This window comes from Mesorhizobium terrae (assembly GCF_008727715.1).
GTDB lineage: Bacteria > Pseudomonadota > Alphaproteobacteria > Rhizobiales > Rhizobiaceae > Mesorhizobium > Mesorhizobium terrae.
In genome coordinates this window covers 1,741,282-1,761,821 of sequence record NZ_CP044218.1, presented here as the reverse complement: position 1 = coordinate 1,761,821, position 20,540 = coordinate 1,741,282, and the positions used below count along the sequence as shown (strand labels likewise).

The following is a 20,540-nucleotide window of genomic DNA, read 5'->3' as shown; positions in this document are numbered from 1 at the left end:
GGTTGGCCGCGAAGTGGCCCGCCGTTGCCGGGGATTATCGTTTCGAGGAGGAAAGCAATGGCTCGGGAAGTGGAATGGGCGCGCATGACGGCGCCGGAGCTGCGCGCGATCGCCGAGCGCGGCAACGCACTGGCCATCCTGCCGGTCGGTTCGCTGGAGCAGCATGGGCCGCATTTGCCGGTCATCACCGATACAGCGAGCGCCGTTGCAGCGGCCGTGCGCGCGGCAAGGCTCGTCGCGGAAGACGTGCCGCTGGCGGTGCTGCCTGGCCTCTGGCTCGGCATGAGTGAACATCACCTGCCCTTCGGCGGCACCATCACGCTCGACTACGCCGCCTATCACGGCGTACTGCGGTCAGTCGCCCGCTCGCTGAAGGCACTCGGCTTCACCCGCCTGCTTATCGTCAACGGCCATGGCGGCAATGTCGATCCGCTGGCGGTCGCCATACGCGAACTGGCGGTCGAGTTCGACATGCCGATCGTGGCGACGACGCCGTGGTTCCTGGCGCAGGAGGAAACCTCCGCCCTGTTCGAAGCCGACGATGGCCCGAAGCATGCCTGCGAAGGCGAGGCTTCGGTCATGCTGGCAATCGCCGGAGACATCGTCAAAACCGACAAGTTCAAGGAGGCCGAAGCCTTGCAGGCCGGGCAGAACGAGGCACCGCATGGCGCTTCCCGCTTCTATTCCTTCTCCGAACGCGCGCCCAAGACCGGCACCTGGGGTTTTCCCAGCAAGGGCACGGCCGAGAAGGGCGAAAAGTTCCTGGCTCTGCACGCCCGCGAGGTCGCCAAACTGATCACCTCCGACATCCTGTGGACGCGGCCGGATCCGGTGTGGCGCCAGGGTCGCGGTCTGGAAACCACTGCCGGCCGCGTTGAATGAACCATCCATTGGGCGGCCCGCATATCAAGGAAGGCCGCCTTTCCACCCGCCGATGACACGACAATCAAGAAACGAAGGGGAAAGAACATGACAATTGTGCAGCGCGGCCGGTTGGTCACCAAGCTCGCTACCGGTGTCGCCATCACGGTCCTGTCCGGGCTGTTGGCCAGCCAGGCTTTCGCGAAGAGCCTCGTCTATTGTTCGGAAAGCGCGCCGGAGGGCTTTGATCCGGCGCTCTATTCCAGCAACTCGACCTGGGATGCCTCGTCCAAGCCTGTCTACAGCCGTCTCGTCGAATTCGAGAACGGCACCACCAATGTCGTTCCCGGCCTCGCGGAAAGCTGGTCGATCTCGGACGACAAGCTCGAATACACCTTCAAGCTGCACAAGGGCGTGAAGTTCCAGACCACGGACTATTTCACGCCGACCCGGGAGCTGACAGCCGACGACGTGCTGTTCTCGCTCAACCGCCAGCGTCTCAAGAACGATCCCTGGTACACCTACATCGCCGGCTCTAGCTATGAGATTTTCGAGAGCATGGAGATGCAGGCCCTCATCAAGGATATCGTCAAGGTCGACGACCAGACGGTGAAGATCGTGCTGAACCAGCCGTCCGGTTCGCTTCTGGCTATGCTTGCGATGGATTTCGGCTCCGTCATGTCGAAGGAATATGCCGACAAGCTTGCCGCCGCCGGCACCAAGGAAAAGTTGAACCAGCAGCCGATCGGCACCGGGCCGTTTCGCTTCGTCGACTATCAGCAGGACGCGGTCATCCGCTTCCAGGCCAATCCCGACTATTTCGGCCAGAAGCCGAAGCTCGACGAACTGGTCTTCGCGATCACCATAGACCCCACCGCGCGCATCCAGCGTTTGCGAGCCGGCGAATGCCAGGTCGCGCCCTACCCGGCACCGGCCGACATCGCCGACCTCAAGGTCGACCCCAACCTGACGGTCATGGAGAAGCCCGGCCTCAACGTGGCCTACCTCGCCTACAACACGCTGATGCCACCCTTCGACAAGGTGGAAGTGCGCCGCGCGCTTAACATGGCGATGAACAAGCAGGCGATCATCGATGCGATCTTCCAGGGCACCGGGCAGGTGGCCAAAAACCCGCTGCCGCCCGGCATGTGGGGCTACAACGACGCGGTCGTCGACGACAAATACGATCCCGAGGCAGCTAGGAAGATGCTGGATGGGGCCGGGGTCAAGGATCTCAAGATGAAGATCTGGGCGATGCCGGTGAGCAGGCCTTACATGCCCAACGCGCATCGCACGGCCGAACTGATCCAGGCCGACTTCGCCAAGGTCGGGGTCACCGCTGAAATCGTCTCCTACGACTGGGGCGAGTATGTGAAACGGGCCCGCGACAAGGACCGCGACGGCGCCATCATCCTCGGCGCCACCAGCGACAATGGCGATCCCGACAATCTGATCAGCTATTTCTTCGCCTGTTCAGGCGTCGGTGGAGCCAATTTCGCCAACTGGTGCTACAAGCCGGTCGAGGAGTTGATGCAGAAGGCGCGCGTCACCTCCGACCAGGCCGAGCGCACGAAAATGTACCATCAGCTGCAGGTCCTGTTCAAAGAACAGGCGCCGTGGGCGACGCTCGATCACTCGACCGTTTCGCTGCCGATGTCGAAGAAGGTGTCGGGTTATGTGATGGACCCGCTCGGGTCGCATCGCTTCGAGACCGTCGATATCGCCGAATAGGCGATGGAGGCGAACTCCGCGGGCTCGTTCCCGCGGAGTTTTCTGTTCTTTCACGCGATCGCCATCGCGCTCTCTAGGCCACGGAAAATATCCCCGGGGATGCCCGCCAAACCTCGGGCGTTCGCCGCGTATTGGTTTTGCAGGTCCCCTAAATCTGTGTTAGCCTTTCTGAGGCTTTGTCCATGTGGGGGACAATGGCGAAGTACTTCTAATCGTTACTCGATTCAAAGTATCTGCCATCGGCCTTGGGACGGCTGGCTCTGGCATGTGCTGCTCATCCGTATTTTGGGGGATCGGGGTCGCCACGCATGGTCGATCATCAGGCGACACGGCAGCTTTCAACGATCTGCGCCATTGACGCAGTCGGGTTCTCGCGTCTGATGAACGAGAACCAGGAAACCGCTGTCGCCATCTTCCAGGAACGTCGGTCCGCTATTTCCGAGACCGTTGCCGAATTCGGCGGCCGTGTGTTCGGAGCCGCCGGCGACAGCATGATGGCGGAGTTCGGCAGCCCGGTGGAGGCGCTGCGCGCCTCGCTCGAAACCCAGGCACGTGTCGAAAAGCTCAACGCTTCGGTCGCGGAACAACTCAGGATGCCGTTCCGCATCGGCATCGCCACGGGCGTCGTCATTTTCGACGAGGGCGGCATCTTCGGCGACTGCGTGAACGTCTCGGCGCGCTTGCAGGAGTTTTCACCACCGGGCGGTGTCGCCATCACCGAGACGACATTCGAACACGTCAATGGCAAGCTTTCGGCGGAGTTCACCGATCTCGGCCCGCTGCCGCTCAAGAACATCGCCTTGCCGGTGCGCATCCTGATCGCCAATCCGGCGGCCACACAGGCGCCGCCGGCGGCGTTCGCCCAGGCGCGCTCCTCGCATGTCCAGCAAATCCTCGCCAATGCCGGTCATCTTCAGCCGGCGATCGCCGTGCTGCCGTTCCAGAACGCCAGCCAGGACAGGTCGACGGACTACCTTGCCGACGGCATCGTCGACGACATCATCCATGGCCTGGCGGCAACGCGGTCCCTCCCCGTCATCGCGCGCGATTCGAGCTTCCAGTTCCGCGACCAGTGGCTGGGCATGGCGGCCATCGGCAAGCTGCTCGGCGCGCGCTATTTGGTGACCGGGTCGATCGCCAGTTCTGATCGCCGCATTCGCCTCAACTCCTCCCTGATCGACAGCAGCAACGGGCGGGTCGTCTGGTCCGGCCGCTTCGAGCGCGACCTGGAGCATGTGATCAAGCTGCAGGACGATCTCGGCGGCGAGATCGTCTCCACGCTCGAACGCGAGGTGGATCGCGTCGAGCAGGTGCGCACCTTCCAGATTCCGTGGGAACGGCTGGAAACCTGGCAACTGGTGCGCCGCGGCCGCTGGCACATGCAGCGCCGCACCAAGGAAGACATGGATGCGGCGCTGAAGCTGTTCCAGCAGGCTTTTGACGAAGACCCCAATTCCAGCGCCGTGCTCAACGAACTCGCCTGGTGGTATTTCTGGCGTGCCTGGCTCAATTTCGGAAATGTCGACGATCTTGAGAGGGTGAGCGATTTCGCCCAGCGCGCCTTGCTCGTCGACAGCCAGGATGCGCGACCCTACACCTTCCTCGGCTTCGTTGAGATCCTGCGCGGCCGTCCTTACCTTGCGCTGGATTTCCTGCAGCAGGCGCTGCACTACAATCCGAGTTTCGTGCCGGCCAATCTGGGAGCCGGCAGCGCGCAGCTTTTGCTGTCGCGCCCGGACGATGCGATCCCGATCCTGAAGCGTGCCGACCGGTTGTCGCCCTTCGACACCTACCGCTTCCACAGCCTGGGCGAACTCGCCGTCGCCTACACGCTGATCGAGGACTGGCCCGCCGTCATCGCCGTTGCCGAAAGATCCCTCGCCCTGGCGCAGGAGTATTTTTATCCACGGTTCCTGAAGATCGGTGCGCTCGCCCGCAGCGGGCAGATCGAGGCCGCCCGGGCCGAACTCGCCATTTTTGGCGTACGGCATCCCAAATTCCGGCGCGGCTGGATCGAATGGGTTCCGTTTGCCGACAAATCCGTCAACCGCCGGATGCTGGAAAACTTCGACGCGGCAGGCTGAGGGCCGATTGACCGCAGCCTGCAATTTACATCGCTCCGGCCGGAATGAATGTGAAGCGGATCACTTACCCGGCCCGAATCGGGCCGTAGCATCATCGGCGGGTTTTTCAGGGCGTCCGGGGGATCGAGAACATGGCCTTTGCCTTCAAATATTATGAAGGGGTTCTCAAAGGGCAGGCCGAGCTGTCGTTGAACGATGCGGCGCCGCCATTCGACATCGAGCGGATGCGCGGCAAGCCGGGTTTCGTTTCGCGCCTGATAAAGGGCGGTCTCGAAAAACCCGACTGGTGGCTGGGTCTCTTTCGGCGCTTCTGGCCGCGTGCGCGCCTCGGCAGGGTCGTGTTGCTCACGCGCTTCGAGGACGTGCGCGAGGTGCTCGAGCGCGAGGCGGATTTCGAGACGCCCTATGGCATGGAGATGCGCGAGTTCGGCGGCGGCGCCAATTTCATTCTCGGCATGAAGGACAGCGAAGCCTACCGCCGGCAGAAGTCGGCGGTTCTCACGGCTTTTCCGCCGAGGGAGATCGAGGAGCGCGTGCGGCCGATTGCCAGGGAGAACTCCCGGCAGATCGTCAAGCGTGCCGGAGAAAAGTTCGACGCCGCCGGCGAATTGATGCGCATCGTTCCCGTCCGCATCTGCCGCGACTATTACGGGCTGCATATCGAGGACGACCGGCAATTCGGTGACTGGGCGCTTGCGCTCTCCAACATCTTCTTTGCCGATGCGACCGCCGACCGCACGACGCGGGAACTGGCGGTGGCTGCCGCGCAGAACATGCTGGCTACGATCAATCGGTCGATCGACCTGATCATCGCCAAGGGCAAGCCGGACGACCGGCCGCTCGGCCGCCTAGTCCAGATGCTGAACAAGGGCGAGGTTTCCGGTCGGGACGAAATCTGCTCGATCATGATGGGCATGATCACCGGCTTCATGCCGACCAATCTGCTCGGCGGCATCAATTGCCTGGATGTCGTGCTGGACAAGCCGGAAGCGTTTGACTGCATCCGCAAGGCAGTGCTTGCGGAAGACAATACGCGCCTGGAAAAGGCGATCGTCGAAGCGATGCGCTTCAAGCCGATCTGGATTTGGCCCTGGCGTTATGCCGCCGAGGACAGGACCATCGGAGCTGGGCGCTCGCGCCCCTTTCGCATCCGCTCCGGAACGACCGTTCTCGCCGCCACCCGGTCGGCCATGTTCGACACGTCGAAGATTGCCGATCCCTGGACTTTCAATCCTGATCGCAACCCAAGCGAAAGCATGGTTTTCGGCCACGGCATCCACACCTGCATCGGTATTGCGATGGCCCGCGTCCAGATCGGCGAGGCTTTCAGGGCGCTGTTCGAAAAGCCCGGCTTCCGCAGGGCGCACGGCAAGGAAGGCAAGCTAGTAAGGATAGGCGCCTATCCCGACACGCTGATGGTGGAATTCGACCAGCCGGCCGAGAACCGGCAGACCGATCAGGCGCTCGTCACCGTCTGCGTGCCCGTCCGGCCGGGCGTCGATGCGTCGCGGCTTCAGCAGGAGATCGACACGCTTGGCAACCCGGCGACCGACGTCCTGAAAGCGAGCCTCGACAAGACGGCCGCGATACACTTCGCCAGCCTTTCGGCGGTTTCCACCGCCGATGGCGAGGCGCGGCAAGACGGCGGTCTCTATCTGATGTTGGAACTTTCCGGGGACGGAACAAGGCGCCAGGTGATCAAGACGTTCGCCGAGGCCACAGCCACCCAGTTCCAGCCGCTGTTCGAGCGTTTTTCCGCCGTCCCGCTCAAGGGCTCGTTCGAGGCTTTTCTCCAAAAGCACACGATCGATGTGTCGCCGCAATTCGGTAGCCTGTCGGGCCTCGTGTTTGCGGGCACGCCGGGACACTCGGTTTCCCGTATCCAGGCCGAAGCGGCGCTGGCCGACGAAGCCAGCAACATCGTCGAGGGGCTGACCGGCTTCCAGGGGCCGCCGGCAGCGGAGATCCTGAAGACCGTTCGGACCCAACTGGCTCAGGACAGCCGCTTCGATTGGGCATTTGCGCCGGCGCCAAGCCTGCTCGAAAAGCCGGGCGGTTCGCTGGGTTCGACATTCTTCCACAGCGTCTTCAATCTACGCACGGCCCTGCCGCTGGCGATCCTTGTCGCCATCCTCACTTTCCTGACCTATGCGATGATGTTCGATGCGAGCGGCGGCTGGTTTCGCATGGCGGCGCGGATCGGCTCGTCCCTCGTCGTCGCCGTTGGCGGGCTGGTTCTCACCACCCTGGCGCTGGCGACGGCGATAGCCGTCTGGTTGAGGCGCATCGAGCAGCGCGACGACGTCAGCGCAACCGGCATCAGCCTTGACGCGCTCAAGCAACTGCAGCAGCGCGAGGATGCGGACGGCTATACCCAGAACCACATGACGGCGGTCTCGATCATCAAACCGGGCATGCTTCGCGTCTTCCTGCTGGGCTTTTCGTTCTACATCATTTCGATCGCCGCCAGCCGGGCGTTCCGGCCGGGTTATCTCGGCGACATAAACACGATCCATTTCGCGCGCTGGGTCAGGATCCCCGGTACCAACCGGCTCGTCTTCTTCAGCAACTACGGCGGGAGCTGGGAAAGCTATCTCGAGGATTTTGTCACCAAGGCGTCCGCAGGTCTCACCGGCGTCTGGAGCAACACGAAGGGGTTTCCGCGCACACGCTTTCTGTTCCTGGACGGTAGCCGTGACGGTGACCGGTTCAAGCGCTGGGCGAGGGCGGAGCAAATACCGACATCGTTCTGGTATTCGGCCTATCCCAAGCTGAACACCACGCTGATCCGCAAGAATTCGCGCATCCGCCAGGGCTTGTGCGCGGCGCGCATGAGCGAGGCGCGCGACTGGGTGAGCCTGTTCACCTCACTGCCCCGGCAGGACGGGATCAAGCTGTCTTTGCCACAGAAGCTGCTCAATCAGGCCGAGGACACGGCCGTGGAAAGCCTGGAGAATGGCGAAATCCAGTCGCTCGTCTTCGGTCCGCTCGGCAATCTCGAACACGCAAAGATGTTTGCCTTCGCAGTCGGCGACAAGAGTTCGGTTGAGCAACGTGAAGGCCTGCTGGACTATCTCGTCTCGCATGTGAGTTTCGGCGATGCTAAGCCGGCCGCGCGCGCGATGTTCTGTGTCTTCGGGCCGGACGGCCTGAAGAAACTGGGCCTTGCGGGCAATGCAAACAGCGATCCGCTTGCCAGCTTCCCATTGGCCTTCCGGCAAGGCATGGCGGACCAATATCGCAGTCGCATTCTTGATGACCGGGGCGACAGCGCGCCCGAGCTTTGGCGCTGGGGCTCGGTCGCGACGCCGGTCGATCTGGCGATGGTCTGTTATGCCGCCACCAAGGAACTGCTCGATGAGATGGGGCTCGAGATGGGCAATCTCGCGGCGCGGTCGGGGCTGGTGCCGAGAGCGGTGATACCGCTGTCGATCGAACGCGGCGCCGCCAAATGTCCGGTCGGAGATCCGGCGCGGAAAGAGCGTGAAGACAGCCCGATGGCGAGGGAGCATTTCGGCTTCGTCGACGGCATATCCCAGCCGGTGATCAAAGGCACCAGGCGTAGGAGAACTCATAATTCGAGCCCGATTCACCAGATCGCCGCCGGCGAATTTCTGTTCGGCTATCGCGACGAACATGGCTTCTATCCACCAAGCCCGACGACGCCGGCCGAGTTCGATCGCGAAGGGCGTTTGCTGGCGATCGACGATGGTGGGCAGCCCGTTGCCGGCGCTGCTTCGATGCATGATTTCGGCCGCAACGGGTCGTTCGTCGTCATCCGCCAACTTGAACAGCATGTCGATGCATTCAACGACTACTGTCATCGAGAGGCGGCGGGCCTGCGCAGCTTCAAGGGTTTCGAAGGGGTCGATGCTGAATGGATCGGCGCCAGGATCGTCGGCCGCTGGAAGAACGGCTCGTCGCTCACCAGGAATCCGGACAGCCCCGGCCGTGAACTCGACAATCAGTTCACTTACGGAGCGGAGGACCCTCAGGGGCTGCATTGCCCGTTGGGTGCTCACATAAGGCGCTCCAACCCGCGAGACTCGCTGGGCACCGATATCGATACCCAGCTTCGCATCTCCAAGCGCCACCGTATCCTGCGCGCCGGCCGCAGCTACGTCCTGGACAAGGGCGAAGGCACCGCAGCCGAAAAGGGACTGCTGTTCATCTGCTTCAACGCGAGTTTCGAACGCCAATACGAATTCATCCAGCAGACCTGGATGTCCGCGCAAAACTTCCACGGCTTGCGCGGCGAAAAGGACCCGCTGATCGGCAGGCAGCGGGTTGAGGGAGAACCCAAGGAGGCGAAGGGGCGTTTTACGATCCCGCGCTGGGAAGGAGCGGTCGAGCTCACCAATCTGCCGTCGTTCATCACCATGCGCGGCGGCGGCTATTTCTTCATGCCGAGCCGCGCCGCTTTGCAATATCTGCGCTGGCGCATGCGTGGGGGCTGATTGCCGTTGAGGCCAATCGGAGGCGGCTCGTCCGCCCTGCCAAGCACGGCTCAGTCGGAACCGACATGCCGCAAGCGGCTTGGATCGTTCACTTTGACATGGCCGCGTTTAGTCGCGATCAGGGCGCGACCACGCCAATCGTTGAGCAGTTTGTTGACCGATTCCCGCGTCGCCCCGAGCGTCTGTGCAAGCTCGGATTGCGAGATCGCGATCCAGCCGGAAGCGTCGGAAAGCCGGTCGTTCAGATGCAACAGGCGTTTGGCGAGCCTCGCTTCGATCCCGAGGAAATTGTGGTCGCCCAGTTCCTCGCTGACCCACCTCAGCCGTTTGCACAACAATTCGATGATGGCGCGGCCGAGCAAAGGATCCTGCTCGATGCGGTCGAGAACCTGTTTGCGGGTGAGCGAGACGATCGAACAATCGGATCTGCAGATGGCCGTCGCCGTCCTGCGCCCACCGTCGAGCACGCCGATTTCGCCGATCAGGCTCGGTGGAAACTGGAGATTGGCGACCAGCTTGTCGCCGCCGGTCGAGTAGATCGAAATCTCGACCGAACCGCCAAGCAGGCCGTAGATGCGGTCGGAAGGATCGTCCTGGAGAAAAAGCAGCCGCCCGGCGGCGTATTTCTCGGGCTTGGCGTCGCCGAACATCCTGTCCAGCAAATCCCGGTCATAATGGGCGAAGCCGGCAAGCGCCTGCTTTGGTTCCTGATCCAGACTGGTCATCAACATCGGTGCCCCCAAAGCCCGATTTCAATTCAAACGAAAAGATTGCGCCTTCATTTCCTTGCGAATTCCAGCGAAGCCCTTGGGCGAGCGAAAGTATACGCGCAATAACGCGCCTTGAACAGCCGGTCGTCATGGCATGTCCGGTTCGCTTGGCCGGCTCCGCAGCCTAGGGCATTGCGGGCTCCAGCCTGCTCAAGGCGATATTGCCTCTCATTGTCGCCATCATCGCCGCCTGGGTATGGTTTGCCACCCCAAACTTGCTCATGATCTGACGGACACGCATCTTGATCGTCGATACCCGCGTGCCGAAATCGCGGGCGCGGATGGGGTCGCTGAAGGAGAGCTGGTCATGGACCATCGCCGCGATGCCGGCGCGCTTTAGCGCAAGCGCATCGACCACCAGCACAACAGCTCTTTTTGCGGCCCCAGCCATTTGTCGGTTCCTCCGGGCTCGCAGGTGCCTGTTCCTGCAATGCCGGAGTTCGCCTTTTCCATATCGGTAACCCATCCATGGCACGACGCAAACGTCTTGGATGTGAGGCCTTTCACACCGCGAAGATCCACGGCGGGTGTCCCGCTTCCGTCAGGCGGCCACCTTGAGGCCGATGATGCCGGCGACGATCAGTGCGATGCAGCTCAGTCGCACGGCGGTTGCCGGTTCGCCCAGAAGCCAGATGCCGAGCAGCGCTGTTCCGACCGTGCCGATGCCGGTCCAAACCGCATAGGCTGTGCCGACCGGCAATGCCTTCAGCGCCAGACCGAGCAAGGTCAGGCTGATGATCATCGAAACGACGGTGAGGATGGTCGGCGTAAGCTTGGTGAAACCTTCGGTATATTTCAGGCCGATTGCCCAGCCGATTTCGAAAAGCCCAGCGAAGAACAGGTAGGTCCATGCCATGATGAAACTCCGCGTCTGAACGCCACCAACCGCGTTCCGGGGAGAGAATGTTTCCCACCGGGCGGGGGATTGATTGGCAAGACGGCCGGCGCGGCGTCGCGCCGGCTGCCTGAGGTTGCCGCGGTCCGCGGCCTCACTTCTCCTTGATGCGGGTCGCCTGCACGGGCGGAGCCTTTATCGCCGGCGCTGCCGCGGGCTTCTTGGCATCCTTCTTCGGCTTTCTGGCTTCCTTGCCAGGTCTCATCGAACCTTTGGCCATGATTCGCTCCTCCATTGGGACAAACACAAGTGAAACAACAGATCGCGAAAAGAGCAAGGCACAGGCGTCTATCGATGGCGCCAGATTGCAACAGACGTTGTCCGGCTGTCTGGCCGCGCTAGATTGCTGGAAGAAACGAGGAGGACGACCATGAAGATCGACGGCGGCTGCCATTGCGGCGCGATTGCCTATGAAGCGGAGGTCGATCCCGACAAGACATCGATCTGCCACTGCACCGATTGCCAGCAGCTTACGGGCACGGCTTTCCGGGTGACGGTACCTGCCCCGGAGGCGCAGTACCGGATCACCCGGGGCGCGCCGAAAATCTACATCAAGACGACCGCGGATAGCGGAACGCCGCGCGCCCATGCTTTCTGTGCCGATTGCGGTTCGCATCTCTACGCCACATCGGTGGGAGACGGCCCGAAAGTTTATGGCATTCGCGCCGGCACGGCCAGGCAGCGGCAGGAGCTGCTGCCAAGGGCGGAGAAGTGGCACGCTTCGGCGCTGCACTGGCTGCCGCGATTTGAAAGTGTCGAGGTCACTTCCGAAGGAGCATAAGCTCGCAGCACTCTAGCTGTCGTCGCCTTCCACAACCCGCAGCCTCAGCTGACCGGTCTTGGAATCAGCGGTGCGCGAGACGGGCTCATGCTTGTGTTGCCCGTCCGCTTTGTTGGCCTCGTCTGCTCCTTCCGCTCCCCCGAACTCCAGCGCCTCGATCTTCTGGCCGCGTTTGGTGACCTTGGAGGAGGAGACGAGTATATCGTCGATGTCTTTTGAGGCCTGGCCGAAATGGGTTTGCAGCTTGCGCACCCGCTCGTCGAGCCGCACGACATCTTCCATCAGGCGGATGACCTCGCCCTGGATCAGATGCGCCTGTTCGCGCATCCGCGCATCCTTGAGGATCGCCTGGATGACCTGGATCGACAGCATCAGGAGCGATGGCGAGACGATGACGACACGGGCCCGATGGGCACGCTGCACCAGCGCCTCGAAATGCTCGTGGATTTCGGCGAACACCGATTCCGACGGCACGAACATGAAGGCGGTGTCCTGCGTCTCGCCCTGGATCAGGTATTTTTCGGCGATATCGCGGATATGGACCTCGATATCGCGCCGGAACGATTGCGCCGAGACCTTCTGCAGCTCGGGGCTCTCCGCCGCGCGGATGGCGTTCCAGGCTTCAAGCGGAAACTTGGCATCGATGGCGAGCGACGGCGCGCCGTTCGGCATCTTCACCACGCAATCCGGCCGGCTGCCGTTCGACAGCGTCGCCTGGAATTCATAGGAGCCGTGCGGCAGTCCGTCGGCGACGATCGCTTCCATGCGCGACTGGCCGAAGGCGCCGCGCGTTTGCTTGTTGGAGAGGATCGCCTGCAGCTGCACCACTTGCCCGGCAAGCGACTGGATGTTGCCTTGCGCGGTATCGATCACCGCAAGCCGCTCCTGCAATTTGGCCAGGCTTTCATGGGTCGATTTCGTCTGCTCGGTCATGGTCTGGCCGATGCGCCCGGTCATGGTGTCCAACCTCTGGCCGAGCGATTGCGTCAATTCGGCCTGGCGGGCGCCGAACACGTCGGCCAGCGCGCCCATGCGCCCTTGCATCTCGGCCTGCGATTGCAGGATGCCGGCCATGCGCGCTTCGGCATCGCGGGCATGATCTGCGGCTTCCGCCGCGGCGACGCTGCGCGCCTTGGCCGCGCGCCACAGCGCCACGATCAAGGCAACGAACAGGACAAAGACAAGCAGCACGACGAAGCCCAGCGCCTGGCCGAGCGAAATCGTGGTCGCGCCAAGCCGGGCGACGGGTTCGGAGAGGATGGAGCCGAGGTCGTTCATTGCGCCAGCATAGCCGATTCTCGAGGCTCGCAAAGATCAAAACGTGAACATGGCGACAGCAGCGCAGTTGACGCTTTCTTTGCAAGGTTTTAGGTGAGCGGTATGTCGATCAAGCCGCTCATCATTCTTCCCGATCCCGTCCTGCGTCAGGTTTCCAAGTCCGTCGAGCGCATCGACGAGCCGTTGCTCAAGCTGGCCGATGACATGCTGGAGACCATGTACGATGCACCGGGCATCGGCCTGGCCGCTATCCAGGTCGGCGAGCCGCTGCGCATGCTGGTGATCGATCTCGCCAAGGAAGGCGAACCGCCGGCACCGCATGTCTTCATCAACCCCGACGTCCTGGAAAGCGGCACTGAGCGCTCGGTCTACGAGGAAGGCTGCCTGTCGATCCCCGACTACTACGCCGAGGTCGAACGGCCGGCCACAGTCCGCGTCCGTTATCTCGACCGGGATGGGCGGCTCCAGGAAATCCAGGCCGAAGGGCTGATGGCAACCTGCCTGCAGCATGAAATCGACCATCTGAACGGCGTTCTGTTCATCGACCATATTTCGAAGCTGAAGCGCGATATGGTGGTCAAGAAGTTCAAGAAGCTCGCCCGCGACAAGGCGCCCAGCCGGCTGGCTGGCTGATCGGGTTCATGACGCTCCGCATCGTCTTCATGGGGACACCGGATTTTTCGGTCGCGACGCTGCGCGCGCTGGCCGAGGCCGGGCACGGCATTGCCGCGGTCTATACGCAGCCGCCGCGCGCCGCCGGCCGGCGTGGACTGGAATTGACGCCATCGCCGGTGCAGCGCGAGGCCGAGCGCCTCGGCATTGCCGTGAGTACGCCTGTTTCGCTGAAGAACGAGGCGGAACAGCAGGCATTCCATGCGTTGAACGCCGATGTCGCGGTGGTTGTCGCCTATGGATTGCTGCTGCCCAAGGCGATCCTCGATGCGCCGCGCCTGGGCTGTCTCAATGGTCACGCCTCGCTTTTGCCACGTTGGCGTGGTGCAGCACCGATCCAGCGCGCCATCATGGCCGGCGATGCCGAGACCGGCATGATGGTCATGAAAATGGAAGCTGGGCTGGACACCGGCCCAGTCGGATTGGTTGACAAACTGGTCATCGATCCCGACATGACGGCTGGCGACCTGCATGATCGCCTGATGGCGGCAGGGGCCAGATTGATGGTCGATGCGCTGGCCCGGCTTGAAACCGGAACATTGAGCTTTGTGGAACAGGCCGCCGATGGCGTGACCTATGCGACAAAGATCGATAAAACGGAAACCCGGATCGATTGGACCCGCCCGGCGGGCGAGGTTCACGACCATATCCGGGGCCTGTCGCCTTTTCCGGGTGGATGGTGCGAGGCCATGATCGGCGGCCGTGTCGAACGGCTGAAGTTGCTGCGTTCGACTGCCGCCGAAGGCGCGGGGGAACCGGGAGGAATTCTCGACGACCGGCTGACGGTCGCCTGCGGAGCAGGCGCGGTCAGGCTGGTCGAATTGCAGCGGGCGGGCGGTAAGCCCGTAACCGCGCAGGAGTTTCTGCGCGGGGCCAAGTTGGAAAAAGGAATGAAATTGTCATGAGCATGATGTCGATACGCGCGGCGACGCCGCGGGACCGCGAGGCAATCCGCCTCGTCGAAGAGCATGCCTTCGGCCAGCAGACCGAAGCAGGCCTGGTCGACGCCATCGTTTTGGAAGGCAACGCGGTGCTGGAGCTGGTCGCCGAGGAAGATGGCCAGGTGGTTGGCCACATCCTGTTCTCGCGCCTCTATGTCGAGAACGGCGGCAAGCAGTTCCCGGCCCTGGCGTTGGCGCCACTCGCCGTGGAGCCCGACTTCCACGGCACCGGCATTGGCGGTGCTCTGGTACGCGAGGCCCATATCCGGCTGAAGGATGCCGGCGAGAACCTGTCGATCGTCCTGGGCGATCCGGCCTATTACGGCCGCTTCGGCTACAGCCACGATCGTGCAGCCGGTTTTGCCTCGGAATACCAGGGCGAAGCGCTGCAGGCGCTGGCCTGGGGCGAGGCGCCCGAAAACGGCGAACTGGTCTACGCTTCGGCCTTCGGCACCGCGCTCGCGGCCTAAGCTCACTGCATGCCCCGCTATCGCCTCGACATCGAGTATGACGGCGGGCCTTATGCCGGCTGGCAGCGTCAGGCTGCCGGCCAGCACACCGTGCAGGCGGCGATCGAACAGGCGATCGCGCTGTTCTGCGGTGACGCGATTTCGCTGCGCGGTGCCGGGCGCACCGACGCCGGCGTGCATGCCACCGCCCAGGTGGCTCATGCCGACCTGTCCAAAGCCTGGCCGGACGACACGGTGCGCGATGCCGTCAACGCCTACCTTCAACGGGCGGGTGAGCGCGTCACCATCCTGAAGGCCGCTGTCGTGGCCGACGATTTCGACGCGCGGTTTTCGGCGACCGGCCGGCACTATCTCTACCGCATCGCCAACCGCCGCGCGCCGCCAGCATTGGACAAGGGCAAGGTGTGGTGGGTGCCCAAGCGCCTCGACGCCGAAGCCATGCATGAGGCGGCCAAGGTGCTCATCGGGCGGCATGACTTCACCACTTTCCGCTCGACGCAATGCCAGGCCAACAGCCCGCTGCGCACGCTTGCGCGGCTGGATGTGAGCCGCGACGACGAGACGATCGAGATTCGGGCCTCGGCGCAGTCTTTCCTGCATAATCAGGTGCGTTCGATGGTTGGTTCGCTGAAACGCGTCGGGGAAGGTGGCTGGTCCGCGACGGACCTCAAGGCGGCGCTGGAGGCGCGCGACCGGGCAGCCTGCGGCCAGGTGGCGCCACCCGACGGCTTGTTCCTGACCGGCGTCGACTATCCCAATTCGTAATTCCGCCGGTCGTCGGATGCTCGTGTTCAGTTGGTATCGACCTTGGAAATGGTATTGACGCTGCCGCGATGCTCTATCGGCCGCGCCATATGGCGCGGCATTGGCCAGACCTTGGTCGTACCCGGCTGCACCGGCCGTTCCAGATAGGTCGACAGCACCACATAGCTGCGCGTCGCGATGACACCCGGCGTGTCGTATAGTCTCGCCAACAGGCCTTCCAGCGCGTACGTGTCCCTGGCGCGAACCTTGAGCAGCATGCAGGCGTCGCCGGCGACGGAGTGGATCTCTTCCACCTCAGGATAGGCGGAGATCGCCATGAGCTCCGGCGTCTTGCCCCAGCCGCGTGTGTCGACATGGACGAAGGCAAGCAGCGGCTTGTTGACGGCCACAGGGTCGATCAGCACCGACGTGCTGCGAATGGCACGGCTGCGGCGCAACCGCTTCACCCGCTCATGTGCGGCCGGGGCGGAAAGACCGACCTTTTCACCGAGTTCGGCATAACTCACGGTGGCGTCCTCGCACAGCGCGCCTAATAGCTTTCGGTCCATATCATCGAGGTCGCGCTCCGGAATGATGTTTTGCCGAATGCCATCTGTTTCTTCATCCATCTTGAAGATTCCTCTTGAGGCTGAACATCGTTCAACCATCATGCGCCTATGACAAAGACAGATCAATCATCCGCCATCCCCTTGGACACGACCGCGCGGCTGCCCGCCGTGACCTATGTGCTGACCTTCTGCATCGCCGTCATCGGCTCCAATTCGCTGGTGCTGGGTCCGATCGCGCCGGAAGTGGCCCGTTCGCTCGGTACGAGCGTTGCGCTGGTGATGTCGGCATCGGCCGCTTTCGGGCTTGGTACGGCCGCCAGCGCACTTCTGATGGCGCGCCATGTCGACAGGCTCGGTGCCCGGCGCATGCTGCTTGGCGCGCTTCTCGGACTGGCGGCGGCGTTGGCGCTGAGTGCGCTTGCGCCGGCGGTGCCCGCTCTGGCCCTTACCCAGCTCGCTGCCGGCGTCGCATCGGGCATTGCGCTGCCGGCAATCTATGCCGGCGCGGCGGCGGTGGCGCCACCCGGTCGCGAAAGCCGCACCATCGGCGTGGTTCTGACAGGCTGGACGCTCAGCATGGTGGCCGGCGTCTCATTGTCGGCGCTGGTTGCCGACCTTGTCCACTGGCGGGCGGTCTATGCGGTGGTGGCGCTGCTGGCGTTCGGCGCCTTTGCCACACTGAAGACGAGCCGGTACCGCGATGCACCCGCCGCCGGCTCCGCGCCGTGGCCGTTGGCGGCGCTGCGCATCGGTGGCGTGAAGCCGCTGCTGGTTGCCTGCGCGGCCTTCATGAGCGCGTTCTACGGCATCTATGGCTATCTGGGCGATCATCTGCACAGCGCTCTCGGCGAGCCGGTCAGCGCCAATGGGATCGTCGCGCTGGTCTATGGCATCGGTTTTGGCGCCGCGGCTTTGCTGGACGGCGTCGTTGACCGGTTGGGCGCACGGCGTGTCATGCCCTTCGCTTTCCTTGCCGTCGCCGCCGTCTATCTCGGCTTCGCGCTGGCAGGTGGCAGCTTCGCCTTCGTCCTGGTCATTACTTTCCTGTGGGGCCTCAGCAACCACTTCGGCCTGAACGTGCTGATCATGCGGTTGGCGGCGATAGACCCGGCGCGGCGTGGCACGATCATGGGGCTGAACAGCGCCGTCACCTATCTCGCCGTTTTCGCTGGCACGACAGGCTTTGGTCCGCTCTATGCCTCGCAGGGTTTCGAGATGGCGGCGCTTGCCGCCCTGGTCCTGATGCTGGTTGCCGCCGCCGCCGGCAGCTGGCGTTTGCCTGCCTCGGCAACCCCGCGGAACTAGTCGCCCAGCGCGGGTATGTTCAAGAGTTGCGTCAATGCGAACAGGACGAGCAGCGATGTGACGAACATGCCCGCGAAGACAGCGGTGCCCATCGCCCCGCCCTTGCCGATCGCCGTGGTGGTCATGCGCCAGCTGAACACCTGCGAGAGAAAGAAGAGCGATAGCGAAATCAATTGGCTTGCCTGATCGGTAGCCGGAAGAAACATGTGAACGAGTGCTGCCGGCAGCGTCAGCCATGCGATGATGGCCGAAGCCCAGTTGCTGGCCACGACGTAGTGCACGAAGCGCCCGCTCAATCCGGCCCGAGGCGCGATCGCAGCCAGCGCCAGCAGTGGTAGCACCCAGATGCCGATATCGACCATGGCCAGCTTCAGCATCAAGATGAAGCGGCTTAGGGAAGGATCGGCGGTGGCGATGGCGTTGGCGGTGCCGACCCAACCCACGATCATGGCTGGCACGGCAACGACAATCGCGAAGAAGGAATTCCAGAAACCGTCGGCTGAAAGGTCGAGCAGGCGCAGCCCGTCGACCTTTCCCAGCATCAAGTGCCAGGCGCCGGTCAGCGACGATTGGATGTCATTCGCCGAAAGCATGATGCGGCTCGCCTATCCGAACCAGTCCTCGATGAACCGCTGGTAGATCGCCGTCAGCGTTTCGAGATCGGCCAGCGCCACCCGCTCATCCACCATATGCATGGTCTGGCCGACGAGGCCGAATTCGACGACCGGGCAATAGTCCTTGATGAAGCGTGCGTCGGAGGTGCCGCCGGACGTCGACAGCTGCGGCTTGCGGCCGACGACGGCGGCGACGGAACCGCTGAGTGTCTCGATCAGCTTGTCGTCGCGGGTCAGGAAGACGTGGCTCGGCCGGTCCTTCCAGCCCAATTCGAAGTCGATCGGTTCCTTGCGGCCCTTGCGGTACTTCTTGCGGCCGCTGGCGCTATCCAGCCGGTTGTGGATCTCCGCCTGCACGGTCTCGGCGTCCCAGGTGTCGTTGAAGCGGATATTGAAGGTGGCGGTCGCCCGGGCCGGGATGACATTGGTCGCGGCGTTGCCGACGTCGATCGAGGTGATTTCCAGATTGGTCGGCTGGAAGTCCTTGGTGCCCTTGTCGAAGACTGGATTGAGCAACGCGTCGACTATCGTCATCAGTCCCCGTACCGGGTTGTCGGCGAGGTGCGGATAGGCGACGTGGCCCTGGCGTCCGTTGACGGTGACGGTTCCGGACAACGAGCCGCGCCGGCCGATCTTGATCATGTCGCCGAGCGTGTCCGGATTGGTGGGTTCGCCGACGATCGAGGCATCCCACTTTTCGCCCTTGGCGGCGGCCCATTGCAAAAGCTTCACCGTGCCGTTGATCGACGGGCCTTCCTCGTCGCCGGTGATCAACAGCGAGACCGAGCCTTTCGGGCCGCCTTTCTGCACGACATGGCGGGCAAGTGCGGCGATGAAGCAGGCGATGCCGCCCTTCATGTCGACGGCGCCCCGGCCATACATCTCGCCATTGGCGATCGCCGCCGAGAAGGGCGGATGTGTCCAGGCTGCTTCGTCGCCCACGGGCACCACGTCGGTATGGCCCGCGAACATCAGGTGCGGCCCATTGCCGGAACGCCGCGCGTAGAGGTTTTCCACGTCGGGCGTGCCGTCTTCCTTGAACATCGGGCGCTCGACGGTGAAGCCGAGCGGTTTCAGCATGGCCTCGATCGCCGACAGCGCGCCGCCTTCAGCAGGCGTCACGGAAGGACAGCGGATGAGCGTGGCGAGGTTGGCGGCGGGGTCGGTCGGCAGGGTCATGAGCGCAGCGTTATTCGAAAGATGGGAACCTGTCACGGTCCTTGAGGGTGAGAGACTTGCGGTCCCTCGCGGAACCGCTTGAAATGGCCGGCAACGGCTGACGCGAGATAGTACTGCCTTCAGCTTGCTTGGAGATTGCGATGACAGTGCGCGATGCATCCATTGTTGTAGCGGGCGCCGGCAGCATCGGTTGCTATGTCGGAGGTTGCCTGGCCCTGGCGGGACGCAAGGTGACGTTGCTGGCGCGTCCGCGCGTCGAACAGGCTTTGCGGCGGGGCGGACTGCGCATCACCGATCTGGAGAAGCGAGACCGGCGCCTGAACCAGCCGGCATTTGCAGTCGAGACGGTCGCGGACATCGCGCTGAAAGGCGCCGATATCGTTCTGGTGACGACCAAGAGCGGGGCGACCGAGGAGATGGGGCGTCTCATCGCCGCGCATGCTCCCGGCCACGCGGTCGTCGTCAGTCTCCAGAATGGCGTCGACAATGCCGACCGGTTGGTTGCGACCGCCGGCGGCCGGCAAATCCTTGCCGGCATGGTGCCTTTCAATGTCGTGCAATGGGAAGACGAGGTTCCGTTCAGGGTGCATCGCGCCAGCGAGGGTGCGATGCTGATCGAGGCGGGGGCTCCTGGGCTTTCCAGCCTGCTCGATGTCGAGGGACTTGCCACCGCCACCCATGCCGACATGCGTTCGGTGCTCTGGGGCAAGCTCCTGTTCAATCTCAACAATGCGCTGGTGGCGCTTTCCGATCTGCCGCTTGCGACCGAGCTTTCGGACAGGCGCTGGCGCCTGTTGCTGGCAACGCAGATCGCCGAGGCTCTTAGCGTGATGAAGAAAACCGGGATCAGGCCGGGTCGTGTCGCCGGTCCGCCGCCGGCCTTGTTGCCGGCCATATTGAGGCTGCCGGATTTCCTGTTCACGCGGCTGGCCAAACGCATGCTGGCGATCGATCCGCAGGCGCGCTCGTCGATGTGGGAAGACCTGCAACGCGGCCGCACCACCGAAATCGACGAGTTGCAGGGCGCCATTCTTCGCCTCGCCGCCAGGGCCGACACGCGTGCGCCGCTGGTGGAGCGGATCACCGCCCTGGTGCGGGAAGCCGAGCGAAACGGGCGTGGGTCGCCGGGGTTGGCCGTCGAGGCGATTGGCCGGGTCTAACCCGCCCGTCACGTTGCTCGCCTGAGAGG

19 protein-coding genes are annotated in these 20,540 nt (G+C 63.3%); 11 read left to right on the top strand and 8 right to left on the bottom strand.

Translation table 11 applies throughout. The features are described from left to right. Window positions 1-57: 57 nt before the first annotated feature. From FZF13_RS09655 to FZF13_RS09640, 4 genes are all read left to right on the top strand, one after another. Window positions 58-882, top strand: coding sequence for a creatininase family protein (locus tag FZF13_RS09655; RefSeq protein ID WP_024923373.1), 825 nt, complete (start codon window positions 58-60; stop codon window positions 880-882). 87 nt (window positions 883-969) lie between these two features. After that, the gene (locus FZF13_RS09650; RefSeq protein ID WP_024923374.1) at window positions 970-2,592 is read left to right on the top strand and encodes an ABC transporter substrate-binding protein; all 1,623 of its coding nucleotides are present in this window, start codon (window positions 970-972) and stop codon (window positions 2,590-2,592) included. A gap of 308 nt (window positions 2,593-2,900) precedes the next feature. Further along, window positions 2,901-4,676, top strand: a complete 1,776-nt coding sequence (locus FZF13_RS09645; protein ID WP_024923375.1) for an adenylate/guanylate cyclase domain-containing protein — start codon at window positions 2,901-2,903, stop codon at window positions 4,674-4,676. A 131-nt stretch (window positions 4,677-4,807) separates the two neighbouring features. Then, complete coding sequence (locus FZF13_RS09640; RefSeq protein ID WP_024923376.1) at window positions 4,808-9,133, top strand: cytochrome P450; 4,326 nt, start codon at window positions 4,808-4,810, stop codon at window positions 9,131-9,133. Window positions 9,134-9,183: 50 nt separating this feature from the next. On the opposite strand, the gene FZF13_RS09635 is transcribed toward FZF13_RS09640, so the two are convergent. From FZF13_RS09635 to FZF13_RS29425, 4 genes are all read right to left on the bottom strand, one after another. After that, window positions 9,184-9,864, bottom strand: a complete 681-nt coding sequence (locus tag FZF13_RS09635) for a Crp/Fnr family transcriptional regulator (protein ID WP_024923377.1) — start codon at window positions 9,862-9,864, stop codon at window positions 9,184-9,186. Window positions 9,865-10,027: 163 nt separating this feature from the next. Continuing rightward, on the bottom strand, window positions 10,028-10,294 hold the full coding sequence (locus FZF13_RS09630; protein ID WP_024923378.1) for a helix-turn-helix domain-containing protein: 267 nt from the start codon (window positions 10,292-10,294) through the stop codon (window positions 10,028-10,030). Between the two features lie 150 nt (window positions 10,295-10,444). Further along, complete coding sequence (gene sugE, locus FZF13_RS09625) at window positions 10,445-10,759, bottom strand: quaternary ammonium compound efflux SMR transporter SugE (RefSeq protein ID WP_024923379.1); 315 nt, start codon at window positions 10,757-10,759, stop codon at window positions 10,445-10,447. A 133-nt stretch (window positions 10,760-10,892) separates the two neighbouring features. Continuing rightward, window positions 10,893-11,018 (bottom strand): hypothetical protein, encoded by a 126-nt coding sequence (locus FZF13_RS29425; protein ID WP_137900324.1) that lies wholly within the window; start codon window positions 11,016-11,018, stop codon window positions 10,893-10,895. A 150-nt stretch (window positions 11,019-11,168) separates the two neighbouring features. On the opposite strand from FZF13_RS29425, the gene FZF13_RS09615 reads away from it, so the two are divergent. Further along, window positions 11,169-11,579 (top strand): GFA family protein, encoded by a 411-nt coding sequence (locus FZF13_RS09615; RefSeq protein ID WP_024923380.1) that lies wholly within the window; start codon window positions 11,169-11,171, stop codon window positions 11,577-11,579. Between the two features lie 12 nt (window positions 11,580-11,591). Here FZF13_RS09615 and FZF13_RS09610 read toward each other — a convergent pair whose 3' ends face one another. Then, window positions 11,592-12,857, bottom strand: a complete 1,266-nt coding sequence (locus FZF13_RS09610) for a DNA recombination protein RmuC (RefSeq protein WP_024923381.1) — start codon at window positions 12,855-12,857, stop codon at window positions 11,592-11,594. Between the two features lie 102 nt (window positions 12,858-12,959). On the opposite strand from FZF13_RS09610, the gene def reads away from it, so the two are divergent. From def to truA, 4 genes are read left to right on the top strand one after another with little or no spacing between them, the layout of a single operon-like run. Then, window positions 12,960-13,490 carry a peptide deformylase gene (gene def / locus FZF13_RS09605; RefSeq protein ID WP_024923382.1) on the top strand — a complete coding sequence of 177 codons (531 nt, stop codon included), beginning with the start codon at window positions 12,960-12,962 and terminating at the stop codon, window positions 13,488-13,490. Between the two features lie 8 nt (window positions 13,491-13,498). Further along, the gene (gene fmt, locus FZF13_RS09600) at window positions 13,499-14,434 is read left to right on the top strand and encodes a methionyl-tRNA formyltransferase (protein ID WP_024923383.1); all 936 of its coding nucleotides are present in this window, start codon (window positions 13,499-13,501) and stop codon (window positions 14,432-14,434) included. Then, window positions 14,431-14,940 carry a GNAT family N-acetyltransferase gene (locus tag FZF13_RS09595; protein WP_024923384.1) on the top strand — a complete coding sequence of 170 codons (510 nt, stop codon included), beginning with the start codon at window positions 14,431-14,433 and terminating at the stop codon, window positions 14,938-14,940. The genes fmt and FZF13_RS09595 overlap by 4 nt, the downstream gene beginning before the upstream one ends. A 9-nt stretch (window positions 14,941-14,949) precedes the next feature. Beyond that, window positions 14,950-15,705, top strand: coding sequence for a tRNA pseudouridine(38-40) synthase TruA (gene truA, locus FZF13_RS09590; protein ID WP_024923385.1), 756 nt, complete (start codon window positions 14,950-14,952; stop codon window positions 15,703-15,705). A 26-nt stretch (window positions 15,706-15,731) separates the two neighbouring features. Here the strand turns inward: truA and FZF13_RS09585 are convergent, their stop codons facing one another. Then, window positions 15,732-16,313 (bottom strand): Lrp/AsnC family transcriptional regulator, encoded by a 582-nt coding sequence (locus FZF13_RS09585; protein WP_024923386.1) that lies wholly within the window; start codon window positions 16,311-16,313, stop codon window positions 15,732-15,734. Window positions 16,314-16,361: 48 nt separating this feature from the next. On the opposite strand from FZF13_RS09585, the gene FZF13_RS09580 reads away from it, so the two are divergent. Continuing rightward, on the top strand, window positions 16,362-17,558 hold the full coding sequence (locus FZF13_RS09580; protein ID WP_024923387.1) for an MFS transporter: 1,197 nt from the start codon (window positions 16,362-16,364) through the stop codon (window positions 17,556-17,558). On the opposite strand, the gene FZF13_RS09575 is transcribed toward FZF13_RS09580, so the two are convergent. Next, window positions 17,555-18,151: a hypothetical protein gene (locus FZF13_RS09575; RefSeq protein WP_024923388.1), complete on the bottom strand. Its 597-nt coding sequence runs from the start codon at window positions 18,149-18,151 to the stop codon at window positions 17,555-17,557. The two genes, FZF13_RS09580 and FZF13_RS09575, sit on opposite strands and share 4 nt — an antisense overlap. A gap of 12 nt (window positions 18,152-18,163) precedes the next feature. Next, the gene (gene dapE / locus FZF13_RS09570; RefSeq protein WP_024923389.1) at window positions 18,164-19,351 is read right to left on the bottom strand and encodes a succinyl-diaminopimelate desuccinylase; all 1,188 of its coding nucleotides are present in this window, start codon (window positions 19,349-19,351) and stop codon (window positions 18,164-18,166) included. Window positions 19,352-19,491: 140 nt separating this feature from the next. Here dapE and FZF13_RS09565 point away from each other — a divergent pair, with 140 nt between their 5' ends. Next, a complete protein-coding gene (locus FZF13_RS09565; RefSeq protein WP_024923390.1) occupies window positions 19,492-20,511 on the top strand; it encodes a 2-dehydropantoate 2-reductase in 1,020 nt (339 codons plus the stop codon). Window positions 20,512-20,540: the final 29 nt, after the last annotated feature.